The 11,037-nt window shown below is 35.2% G+C and carries 10 protein-coding genes; 6 read left to right on the top strand and 4 right to left on the bottom strand.

Annotated elements, in window-relative coordinates; translation table 11 throughout:
* Positions 1–32 precede the first annotated feature (32 nt).
* The 3 genes from ccsA to B0A80_RS00365 form a co-directional block, all read right to left on the bottom strand.
* The gene (ccsA, locus tag B0A80_RS00375) at positions 33–3,239 is read right to left on the bottom strand and encodes a cytochrome c biogenesis protein CcsA (protein WP_089076035.1); all 3,207 of its coding nucleotides are present in this window, start codon (positions 3,237–3,239) and stop codon (positions 33–35) included.
* 291 nt (positions 3,240–3,530) lie between these two features.
* Positions 3,531–4,211 (bottom strand): hypothetical protein, encoded by a 681-nt coding sequence (locus B0A80_RS00370; protein ID WP_089076034.1) that lies wholly within the window; start codon positions 4,209–4,211, stop codon positions 3,531–3,533.
* Entirely contained in the window at positions 4,211–5,149 is a 939-nt protein-coding gene (locus B0A80_RS00365; RefSeq protein ID WP_089076033.1) for a hypothetical protein, read from the bottom strand. Before B0A80_RS00365 ends, B0A80_RS00370 begins: the two co-directional genes overlap by 1 nt.
* A 184-nt stretch (positions 5,150–5,333) precedes the next feature.
* On the opposite strand from B0A80_RS00365, the gene B0A80_RS00360 reads away from it, so the two are divergent.
* The 5 genes from B0A80_RS00360 (at position 5,334) to B0A80_RS00340 (ending at position 8,757) form a co-directional block, all read left to right on the top strand.
* On the top strand, positions 5,334–6,095 hold the full coding sequence (locus B0A80_RS00360) for a Rossmann-like and DUF2520 domain-containing protein (RefSeq protein ID WP_089076032.1): 762 nt from the start codon (positions 5,334–5,336) through the stop codon (positions 6,093–6,095).
* Positions 6,079–6,606 (top strand): KdsC family phosphatase, encoded by a 528-nt coding sequence (locus B0A80_RS00355; RefSeq protein WP_089076031.1) that lies wholly within the window; start codon positions 6,079–6,081, stop codon positions 6,604–6,606. Before B0A80_RS00360 ends, B0A80_RS00355 begins: the two co-directional genes overlap by 17 nt.
* A 106-nt stretch (positions 6,607–6,712) precedes the next feature.
* Complete coding sequence (locus tag B0A80_RS00350) at positions 6,713–7,639, top strand: geranylgeranylglycerol-phosphate geranylgeranyltransferase (RefSeq protein ID WP_081603552.1); 927 nt, start codon at positions 6,713–6,715, stop codon at positions 7,637–7,639.
* On the top strand, positions 7,632–8,216 hold the full coding sequence (locus B0A80_RS00345) for a Maf-like protein (RefSeq protein ID WP_089076030.1): 585 nt from the start codon (positions 7,632–7,634) through the stop codon (positions 8,214–8,216). The genes B0A80_RS00350 and B0A80_RS00345 overlap by 8 nt, the downstream gene beginning before the upstream one ends.
* A 10-nt stretch (positions 8,217–8,226) precedes the next feature.
* Positions 8,227–8,757, top strand: coding sequence for a mechanosensitive ion channel domain-containing protein (locus B0A80_RS00340; RefSeq protein WP_017498580.1), 531 nt, complete (start codon positions 8,227–8,229; stop codon positions 8,755–8,757).
* 16 nt (positions 8,758–8,773) lie between these two features.
* Here the strand turns inward: B0A80_RS00340 and B0A80_RS20735 are convergent, their stop codons facing one another.
* A complete protein-coding gene (locus B0A80_RS20735) occupies positions 8,774–8,926 on the bottom strand; it encodes a hypothetical protein (protein ID WP_165769201.1) in 153 nt (50 codons plus the stop codon).
* A 106-nt stretch (positions 8,927–9,032) separates the two neighbouring features.
* Between B0A80_RS20735 and B0A80_RS00335 the strand changes: the two genes are divergently transcribed.
* Complete coding sequence (locus B0A80_RS00335) at positions 9,033–10,859, top strand: BamA/TamA family outer membrane protein (protein WP_089076029.1); 1,827 nt, start codon at positions 9,033–9,035, stop codon at positions 10,857–10,859.
* Positions 10,860–11,037: the final 178 nt, after the last annotated feature.

Raw genomic sequence — 11,037 nt, 5'->3', positions numbered from 1 at the left:
GCTGAATCTTTTTTTATTTATTATACTATTTACTATTTTTTCTTGCTTTTATAGTATTTACGGTATTTCGGATACGTTAAAGCTCCAATAACCGAAATGGTTCCTAACGAATACCAAATCCAGCTTAACGAATGTGCTTCTCCTGTGGCATACGAGTGTAAACCTACTAAGTGGAAGTTTACTCCATAATACGTGAACAATATTGACACAAAAGCGAACATGCTCATTAAATTAAAGAACCACTTTCCTCTAAGTGCCGGTACAAAACGAGCGTGAATTACAAAAGCATATACCATAATCGAGATTAAAGCCCATGTTTCTTTCGGGTCCCATCCCCAGTAACGTCCCCAACTTTCGTTCGCCCATTGTCCGCCCAGGAAGTTACCAATCGTTAACATGATTAAACCAATTGTAATGGACATCTCATTAATATAAGTGATCTCTTTGATATTTAAATCCATTTTAGCTTTGTTCTTTTCATTGGTAAAGAAAATCAATACCAAGGCTACAAAACCTAAAATCATTCCTAAGGCAAAAGGACCATAACTTCCTACAATTACTGCTACGTGGATCATCAACCAATACGAGTTCAATACCGGTTGCAAGTTTGCAATTTCAGGATCAATCCAGTTCATATAAGCTGCCATTACGATCATTGCAGTTACAAAAGCAGATGAAGCTACAGTAAGTTTCGATTTTCTGTCAAAAGCCAATCCGAAGAACATTGTTGCCCAGGCTACGTATATAATAGACTCGTAAGCATTACTCCATGGAGCGTGACCCGAGATGTACCAGCGTGCAATAAGTCCTAAAGTGTGCAGTGCAAACAATACTCCTACCAGAATATGAAAACCGTTGATCGTTACGCGAAGCCATTTCTTCTCCAAAAAGATATTTACAATAGTGAACATCAACATCAGGACGGAAACGGTAAGATACCAGTACGGTAATTTTTTGAAAATATCGTATTTGTTATAGGTTATTTCGGCATCAATTTTCTCCTCGCTTGGTCTTACTTTAGCACCAAATTTCTTTTGGAAACCATTAATACTCTCCACCAACTGATCGGCTGTTGTAAAGTTTTTAGAAATTGAGCCATTGTTTAATGCACTAAAATACATTGGCAGAATTTGCGTCACATAAGTCGAATCCATTCCTTTAAATCCTCCCTGTTGTCTTTCCAGATACGAAACCCATTTGTGATTTGGATCATTCGGAATAGGGAATATTTTCAGAATACTACCACTTAAAGCAGATTCCATCAGATTCACTCTTTTATCGGTATCTATAAAATCTTTCTCAAACTGATTTGGGTTTGCTGCTTTATAGGCTGCATCTAAAAATGGTGAAAGTTTATAATTTCCGTTAGCATCAAAAAATTGTACAAACGCAGCACGTTTAGCCTCTTTCTCTACTCCAATAATTTTACGAATACTGTCGTTTCCGGCTCTTAGATGAATCAAAGGAATTTGTATCCAAACCTGAGCATACTGTGTCATAGACAGGAATACCTGATCAGAATTCATTCCGTTGTACGTATCGCTCTGACTTACTTTTCTAAGCAATTCAGATGAAAAAGTATTCACAGGTTTCATTCTACCACCCGCATCCTGAATGATCAAACGTCCAAATTTAGCGGCATGCGCTTCGGGAGCTTTGTAAATGGTCAATAAAGAATCTAACTGTTTCTGACTTGGCGGTGCAGTAACATGATTGGCATGATCGTTTGGATCTGTGTTGTGATCGTGCTTGTGACCCGGTGTGTGCACATGCGGAGCTTGAGCAAAACCACTTAAACCAATCATTAAAACTAAAATGGTAATTAGTTTTTCTTTTTTCTTTTTTACGCCTTCTAGTTTGCGTTTCAAATCGCCAAAACGGGAATGTTTGGTAAACATAATAGCCATTAAGCCTATGTATAAAAGAAAATATCCTAAATAAGTAATATTAGTTCCCCAGAAATCGTGATTTACAGACAATACTGTTCCTTTTTCGTCCGGATCAAATGAAGATTGAAAGAATCGATATCCTTTGTGATCTAAAACGTGGTTCATATAAATATCAGCATTAAATGTTTCTGTTGAATCCTGAACGGTTACTTTACTTTCAAAAGAAGAATAGCTTTTTTCTGTTCCCGGATATTTTGTAGCGATAAAATCGTTTAATTTTATTTTGAAAGGCAAAACATACGCTTTACTTCCGTAGAACAAACTGTATTCGATTTTTCCAATTTTAACCGTCTGAGGCTCCCCTACACTTCCTTTAGATCCCAAAAGTCTAACTTGTTTTTCCTGTCCGTCAGCTTTAATTTTTACAATCAAAGCATCATGATGTGATTTTGCTTTGTAATCGTTATTCGACTCATAATCTACAACTCCTTTAACGGCAGGATCAGGAAATACAATTCTGATATCACCAATGCTATACAAAGAACGCATCATTAAAGGCTGTACATTATCTTTGCTTACCTTACCTTTTAACTGATCGGCCATTCGCATGAACTCTCCTTCAAAAGGGGTCTGAATCGTATATTTATCTCCTGTAGTATTGATGTTGATCGCACCAGCTGTTGGTTTGTTCAACGCAAATAATACGTTGTGAATGTTTTGTACTTCACCCTCTTTCAGGTAATGCTCTTCACGTCCGCCAGAACCGGCTTCCACCATTTTAAGGTATAACGTTCCAGTAGGATCTGGTTTTATAGTTTCTTTAGCTCCCATGATGTAATTCACGTATGACACTTCAAAAGGAGTCTCATCGAATTTTCCGGAAAGCGTAAAATCATTATTGGTTACGGGTGAAAACAATAAGCTTTTGTCAAAAACTCTGCGTTTCATTTCTCCTTTATATTCGCCATCTGCAAAAACAGTTAAAAATGTTTTATCAGAGTAAACCTGATTCTCAGCAGCCCCTTCACGGATAGGCATCATTCCTTCATAACTAATATATCTTGTAATAAAAGCTCCTAAAAGAATAAAAATAAAGGCAAGGTGAAGTAATAAAGTGGCCCATTTTTCTTTTTTATGCAATTGGTAACGTTTGATGTTTCCAAAGAAATTGATCAAAAAGAAGACCATTATCGCCTCAAACCACCAGGTGTTATAGATTAAAATTCGGGCTGTATCTGTGTTGTACTTACTTTCGATAAAAGTTCCAACACCCATTGCAATTGCGAATGTTAAAAAAAGAACGGCCATTAATCGTGTAGAAAACAAAAAAGAGAATATTTTTTTATCCATTTTTAAGGAATTACATTGTATAAAAGTGGCACAAAAATACTTAAAAATGTTGATTTGCAACGGCTGTAATTTGTTAATAAAAACCAAATATAAATTAGTAAATCAAATCATTCTTTTAAAAACTGTACGCTTAATTTTACAAATTCATAATCTAGTTTACGAATCTGTTTTTTTATGCCACAGATTACGGGATTAAAAAAGGATTTATTCGTTTAGCAAACTTCATTTAGAGCAGTACTTTTTAAATAAATCAACAGAATCATTGCAATCACTATAATCTGTAGCTAAACTTTATTTTATTTTTTGTTCAATTTTAGAAAGCCGTTCCGCTAGGGTTTTAAAAGATTTATTCTCTTCCTTAAGTACCTCAATCTCCTTTGACTGTTGAATGGAATACAAGGTCAACTCTTCAATTTTCTGCAAAAGCTTCGCATTCATTTCCCCCAGATTGATCCCGTTTTCCAAAACTTCTTTCTCACTAGGAATATTTTCTAAATGTCCTTTTTCTTTGATGTGTTTTTCAACTTCTGCAAGTGTAGGCAAATCATACTCTTTTTTAAAGACAAAATCTGACCAGCCTTCCAAAGTTACTTTTACTTCTTTGGAGCGAATGGTACCATTTACATCTAATTTGTTTTGAGGAGTTGTTGTTCCAATACCAACATTACCATTAGGTAAAAAAGTCAAATATGTTTTGTCCCAATCTTTACCTATAAAACTATAAGAAAGAGTTGAAACTCCATTAGTTGTTCCTCCAAATGACCCAAAAACGATATAATTATTACTGTCATTTTCATTCACCACAGAAAAACTCCTCGCCCATCCAGCGGTAACATTAGGGAAATTTGCTTTTATTTTTACTCCATAAGCCGGACCATCTGTACCTATTGAAACATTATTAAAATCTGTGTTCTGTGCGCTAATTTTAGCTACTAAAATCAAGCATAAAAAAGCAAAAAGAGATTTTTTCATTATTTAGTTTTTTTTCTGAGTTCATTAATTGTTTTTTCAAATTTCAGTTGTTTAATCTTCATTTGGTCATTCTCTTTCTTTATGTCAATCATGTAAAGCGTCAACTCTTCTATCTTCTGTAAAAGTTTGGCATTCATTTCCCCAAGATTAATACCGTTTTCCAAAACTTCTTTCTCGCTAGGAATATCTTCTAAATGTCCTTTTTCTTTGATGTGTTTTTCAACTTCTGCAAGTGTGGGCAAATCATACTCTTTTTTAAAGACAAAATCAGACCAGCCTTCCAAAGTTACTTTTACTTCTTTGGAGCGAATGGTACCGTTTACATCTAATTTGTTTTGAGGAGTTGCTGTTCCAATACCAACATTACCATTATCCATTATGGTGAATCGATTATTGCATAAACCAGATCCACAACCTAAATTATCATATGCCCAAAATTGCAAACTGTTTCCATAAGAGCCTGTCATGTTATAAATAGTCCATCTCAGAGCCGTTGAGGGAGAACCTTTTGAATAGTTTATTAAACTTAAATACCCGCCCAACTCTCCTGAAGCAGAGCCTACAATCCCACCATTAACAACCTGTTCTCCTGTAAAAACATTAGCTCCTCGTGTTGCGAATTCAAACCATGCAGGGTTTCTTGAAGACAAATCCGAACCATTAATTTTTCTAAAAAATAACCTGTCATTTTCTACATACGAAGAGGCTATTTGCAATTGATTATTATTGTTTTCATTGCCATGCCGAATCACAAATAAATGATTCCAATTATGACTAAGATCAGGAATACCTCCAATTGTGTTCACACCACTATAGAGTCCAGAAAGTAAAGGAATTGTATAATCATTGGTTGCAGGTGCATATCCATTACCGATTTGTTGGGAAAATCCAATTGCAGTAATTAGTAATGAAGCAATACAAATAATTCTTTTTTTCATTTTAACGTTTTAGTTTTAATAATTAATTCTATCCGGCCTGCAAATGTATATTAAATCATAACAAACTTTAGTAACTTTTTATTTACAATCGGAGCTTTTTCAATCTATCATTCCAAACCTTAAATCGATTTATAGTCTTAAATTAAAAGCTAAGGTTTAAAAAAAATAATACTAATTTTGCGCTATGATTCGAATTACAATAATTGGTTCCGGAAATGTTGCCCAGCATTTGATCAAAGCTTTCTCTAAAAGTGAAACGGTCGAAATTGTGCAGGTATTTTCGAGAAAAAAGGAAGTTCTTGCTTCATTGGTAAGTTTTGAAAAAATTACAGATAGTTTTGACTCTTTGCTAGAAGCTGATCTCTATATTATCGCAGTTTCTGACAATGCGATTTCCGATGTTTCAAAGCAGTTACCATTTCAAAATCGTCTTGTCGTTCATACTTCAGGAGCGGCTCCTATTGAGACTTTAGACATTAAGAATCGTAGAGGTGTTTTTTATCCGCTTCAAACCTTTTCTAAAAATGCCACCATTGACTTTTCAGCAATTCCGGTTTGTCTGGAGGCTGAAAATACCTTTGATTTTCGTGTTTTGGAAAAAGTTGCCAAAAGCATTTCGCAGTCGGTTTACCCAATCAATTCTGATCAAAGAAAGGCTCTGCATGTTGCAGCGGTTTTTGTGAATAATTTCACCAATCATCTGTATCAAATCGGACAGGAGATCTGCAAAGAACATCAGGTACCATTTGACGTTTTGAAACCTTTAATTCAGGAAACGGCTCAAAAAATAAATACACTAGATCCAATTGACGTTCAAACCGGACCTGCAAAACGCAAAGATTCTACTACAATTGAAGCGCATTTGGAGTATTTAAACCATGAAAATCAAAAGAATATTTATAAAATACTAACACAATCTATACAAAATAATGGCAAAAAATTATAAAGAAATAATGAATGACATCACCACTTTCGTTTTTGATGTTGATGGTGTGCTTACCGACAGTTCTGTTTTTGTAACCAATGAAGGAGAGATTCTTCGTACCATGAATATTCGTGATGGTTATGCGATGAAAGCAGCAGTTGAAAGCGGTTACAATGTTTGCATTATTTCCGGCGGAAGCAATGAAGGTGTCCGTGTACGTTTGCGTAATTTAGGAATTAATGACATTCATTTAGGAACTCCCGATAAAGTAGCAACTTTTGCAGAATATACAAAGACTTATAACATTCAACCGGAACAGGTTTTATATATGGGTGATGATATCCCGGATTATCATGTGATGAAATTAGTAGGTTTACCAACTTGTCCTCAAGATGCAAGTCCGGAAATTAAAAACATTTGCCGTTATATCTCGCACGTAAATGGCGGAAAAGGTGCTGCACGTGACGTAATCGAACAAGTAATGAAAGTTCAGGGGAAATGGATGGAACATTTTAACGGAAAACACGATTAATGATTTTAGATTGTAAATTTTAGATTGCACGATCACATCTCACATTTTACAAATAACATAAAACTTAGCCCCTCAGCCCCTCAGAACCTTAGTACCTCAAATAAAAATGAAATTCCTCAAACTCATTCGCTACAAAAACCTGCTCATGCTAGCTTTTATGCAGGTATTATTTCGTTATGCCTTTCTAAAACAGCAAAATATTCCTTTAGCTTTAGCGGATTGGCAATACGGATTATTGGTTTTAAGTACCGTTTTACTGGCGGCAGCTGGTTATGTAATTAATAATATCTATGATGTTGCAACGGATAGTATCAATAAACCTGCTGATGTTGTAATTGGTAAAGGAATTTCTGAAACAACGGCCTATAACATTTATATCGGACTTAATATTACAGGGGTTGCTATTGGATTCCTTTTGTCAAATATCATCCTTAGACCTATGTTTGCCTCGCTTTTTATTTTAATCGCCTCGCTGCTTTACTTTTACGCGACGACATTAAAACAAATTATGATTCTGGGAAATTTTGTTGTGGCCTTATTACTTTCTGTAAGCGTATGGATTATTGGAATTTTCGACCTTTTTCCGGCTACCAATTCTGAAAATCAGGCACAAATGGCGAGTTTCTTCTCCATCTTAACCGATTATGCAATATTTGCTTTTATGATTAATTTTATTCGGGAAATCGTCAAAGACATTGAGGATCATAATGGTGACTACAATCAGGGAATGAACACATTGCCGATCGCTATTGGAATTAGCAGAACCGCAAAAATAGCCTTGGGACTTGCAATAATTCCTTTTATTTCTTGTTTACTTTATATCAAAACCTATTTTGTTGAGAACAATCTTTTTATCGCTACATTTTATGCATTTGCATTTGTTCTGGCTCCCTTACTGTATTTTATTGTAAAAATATTTGGAGCGAAAAATCAAAAAGAATTCCACCATTTAAGTACCGTTTTGAAACTAATTTTATTCTTCGGGATTTTATCCATTCTCGTTATCACCTTAAATATCAAGTACAATGCTTAAAGAAAAACTAAAAAAATATACGTTAATTCTGGCTTCGGGATCGCCTCGCAGACAGCAGTTTTTTAAAGACCTGGATCTTGACTTCAAAATTAGGTTAAAAGACATTGAAGAAATCTATCCACCGGAATTAAAAGCAGTCGAAATCACAGATTATCTGGCAGCGTTAAAGGCCAGTGCATTTGAAGGTGAACTGAATGAAAATGAAATCCTGGTGACCAGTGACACCATAGTTTGGCATGAGAATAAAGCACTAGGCAAGCCAAAAAATGCTGAAGAAGCCTTTACTATGATCAAGTCATTATCCAACACTACTCATGAAGTGATCACCTCAGTTTGTTTTAAGACAAACAGCTCTTCTATTCTTTTGAATGATATTACAAAAGTTACCTTTAATGATTTATCAGACGAGGCTATTTTGTATTACATCGAAAATTACAAACCGTATGACAAAGCCGGGGCTTATGGCATTCAGGAATGGTTTGGTTTTATGGCAGTTGCAAAAGTAGAAGGTTCTTACACCAATGTTATGGGGTTGCCAACAGCCAAAGTTTATGAATATTTGAGTACTTTAGTGTAAAAATTTATTTATGTTTTCTTTCAAAGAATATAGCCAGGAGATCTTAACGACCATAATTCTGATTCTCGTTCTGATAGCGTTGCGCATTATTGTTGCGAAACTAATTCGTCGTTATGCCAGCACAAGTCAGTTACTAGAGCATCGTACCAATTTAGTGATCAAGTACATTCACTTGCTCATGAACATACTGGTTATGATTAGCCTGATTATAATTTGGGGCGTTGAGACCAAAGATATTTTTATAACAGTTTCTTCCATTGCTACTGTAATTGGAGTGGCTATGTTTGCCCAATGGTCTATTTTGAGCAATATAACTTCGGGAATGATTTTGTTTTTTTCTTTTCCTTTCCGAATTGGAGATACCATCAAAATTCATGATAAAGACTTTCCAATCGAAGCAGAAATTGAGGATATAAGCGCCTTTCATGTGAACTTAAAAACAAAAGACGGCGAAAAGATTATTTTTCCCAATAATTTACTGCTACAAAAAGGAATTTCTATAATGCCTGTCCAATACGAAGAAAAGGAGTTTTTTGATTAAGATAAGTTCTGGAATCTTATACGATTTTATTGAACAAAATACCTCTTTCCCTTAAAGCGTTAGGGATGGCAGCGATATCCTTTTGCAATACCCAAACCTTTTTTGCATCTCCCAAATTCTTCTGTTGCAAAAGATTTAGCGTACAGCCCGGCCCGTAGGGAAACGCCATAAACAAAATTATCAGTAACGAAATACGAATCTAATTTTATAAAGAGTGATAATAATTGCTTATATTCATGTCGAAATGAACCTTTAAGCTTATAAAAAGTTATATAATGTCTGCAAACAAAAAAATAGTCGTTTTTATTCTATTATGCTTTTGCTTACAAGGCGCTTATGCACAGGTTAATCCACCAAAGAAAGACGCAAAAACTAAAAAAGACAGCAGCGAAGTTTATCAGAAAATTAGAAACTATTCGAAAAAAAATAAATTTACTCAAACCCTGCACAAACTATTCTTCAGGGGAGACAATACACAAAAAAAAGAAGTTTTAGTACAAAATGACACCACCGATTTTAGTGGTAAAATCATTCGGAACATCAATATTATAACACTTGATCCGTTTGGGCATTCGGTTACAGACACCACTAAGATGCCCAAAAACTGGGGAGAAAGAACGGGAAACAGGCTGCATTTAAAAACAAAAAAAATAGCCATTTATAATCTGCTGCTCTTTAAAAAAAACACCCCCTACGACACTTATAAAGTACAGGAATCTGAGCGTTTGATACGATCGCAACGATATGTTACAGCTGTAAGAATAACAAATAAGATAACCGGAGTAGCTTCAGATTCAGTTGACGTAACGATTAGGGTTCTGGACTCTTGGAGTACGATTCCCAGATTTGCGATCTCGGGTAATCAGGTGTCTTTTGGTATTAAAGAAAAAGACTTTTTCGGAACGGGACAGCAATTGGACTACAAACATACCAACCGATTTAAAGATGGCCGTACTGCCAACGAAGTAAGCTACAACATTCCCAATATTAAAAATACTTATATAGGAACCACTTTATATTACAAGATCGATATTGATAACAACTATACGAAAAGTATCAACATTGAGCGACTTTTCTATTCTCCTTTGACCCGATGGGCCGGCGGTTTATATGTGGGACAGAACTACAAAAAAGACTCTTTGCAGGCGCCTGATAAATCGTATGCATTTCAACCCTTTAAAAATAATTTTCATGATTTTTGGGCAGGACATGCCAGTAAAGTAACTCAAGATGAAGACGGTATCACCAACCTGGTGGCAACTGCACGTTTTCTGAACGTTAATTATAGTCAAACTCCTTCTGAACTCTACGACCCCACTCGTTTTTACTCTGATGAAAAACTGATTTTAAGCGGAATTGGTTTGAACCGACGTAAATTTATAAAAGACAATTATATTTTTAGAAATGGTCAGACAGAGGATGTTCCCATTGGGAAAATATACGGAATTACTCTGGGCTATCAATACAAAAACAAACAATGGCGTCCTTATGCGGGAGCGCAGTTCTCTTTTGGAAATTACTACCGCTGGGGATTTTTTAGTACCAATCTGGAAGCCGGTACTTTTTTTCATGATTCGAAAACCTATCAAACGGCCTTCTCATTTGAATCTAATTATTTTACGAAACTATTCACTATCGGAAACTGGAAACTCCGCCAATTTGTAAACCCATTCATCGTTATTGGTGCTAATCGGGAAAATATCATTGGAGATCAGCTTAATATTAATGAGCAAAATGGTTTGGCTGGATTTAATACTGCGATCTATGGAACAAATAAGGTGGTTCTGTCACTTCAAACGCAAACTTATTCCCCTTATGCCCTACTAGGATTTCGTATCAATCCATTCTTTAATTACGGACTGGCAGTATTAGGAGCCCCAAATGATGCTGTTGGAAGAAATAAAGCTTACCAAAAAATAACCTTAGGTTTGTCGATAAATAATGACTACTTAGTATTCAGTTCCTTCCAGATTTCACTGTCCTACTACCCTACTATTCCTTTTCAGGGAGATAATGTTTTTAAAACCAACACTTTTCAGACCTCTGATTTTGGCTTACAAAGCTTTGAACTGGCTAAGCCAAGAATTGTAGAGTACAAATAGTAAAAAATCTATTTTCTCTACTTTTTTCAAAAAAAAATCCATACTACAAAAACAACTAGTATTCAATACTTTAAAATAAAATTCATTTTTAAAAAGTCGTCAAAATGCATCATTTGTCCGATGAACTGCATTGTGCTTTAATTTTTGGCACAGTATATGAATATCACAAAACAGGATC

The sequence above is a fragment of the Flavobacterium tructae genome, from assembly GCF_002217475.1.
In the GTDB taxonomy this organism is placed as follows: domain Bacteria; phylum Bacteroidota; class Bacteroidia; order Flavobacteriales; family Flavobacteriaceae; genus Flavobacterium; species Flavobacterium tructae.
The sequence above is the reverse complement of the archived record's forward strand: the minus strand, read 5'-3'. Positions and strand labels throughout refer to the sequence as shown.

Bases quoted from the DNA above. Each gene is read 5' to 3' on its own strand.
- ccsA (WP_089076035.1), bottom strand. From the start codon at position 3,239: ATGGATAAAAAAATATTCTCTTTTTTGTTTTCTACACGATTAATGGCC.
- B0A80_RS00370 (WP_089076034.1), bottom strand. From the start codon at position 4,211: ATGAAAAAATCTCTTTTTGCTTTTTTATGCTTGATTTTAGTAGCTAAA.
- B0A80_RS00365 (WP_089076033.1), bottom strand. From the start codon at position 5,149: ATGAAAAAAAGAATTATTTGTATTGCTTCATTACTAATTACTGCAATT.
- B0A80_RS00360 (WP_089076032.1), top strand. From the start codon at position 5,334: ATGATTCGAATTACAATAATTGGTTCCGGAAATGTTGCCCAGCATTTG.
- B0A80_RS00355 (WP_089076031.1), top strand. From the start codon at position 6,079: ATGGCAAAAAATTATAAAGAAATAATGAATGACATCACCACTTTCGTT.
- B0A80_RS00350 (WP_081603552.1), top strand. From the start codon at position 6,713: ATGAAATTCCTCAAACTCATTCGCTACAAAAACCTGCTCATGCTAGCT.
- B0A80_RS00345 (WP_089076030.1), top strand. From the start codon at position 7,632: ATGCTTAAAGAAAAACTAAAAAAATATACGTTAATTCTGGCTTCGGGA.
- B0A80_RS00340 (WP_017498580.1), top strand. From the start codon at position 8,227: ATGTTTTCTTTCAAAGAATATAGCCAGGAGATCTTAACGACCATAATT.
- B0A80_RS20735 (WP_165769201.1), bottom strand. From the start codon at position 8,926: ATGGCGTTTCCCTACGGGCCGGGCTGTACGCTAAATCTTTTGCAACAG.
- B0A80_RS00335 (WP_089076029.1), top strand. From the start codon at position 9,033: ATGTCTGCAAACAAAAAAATAGTCGTTTTTATTCTATTATGCTTTTGC.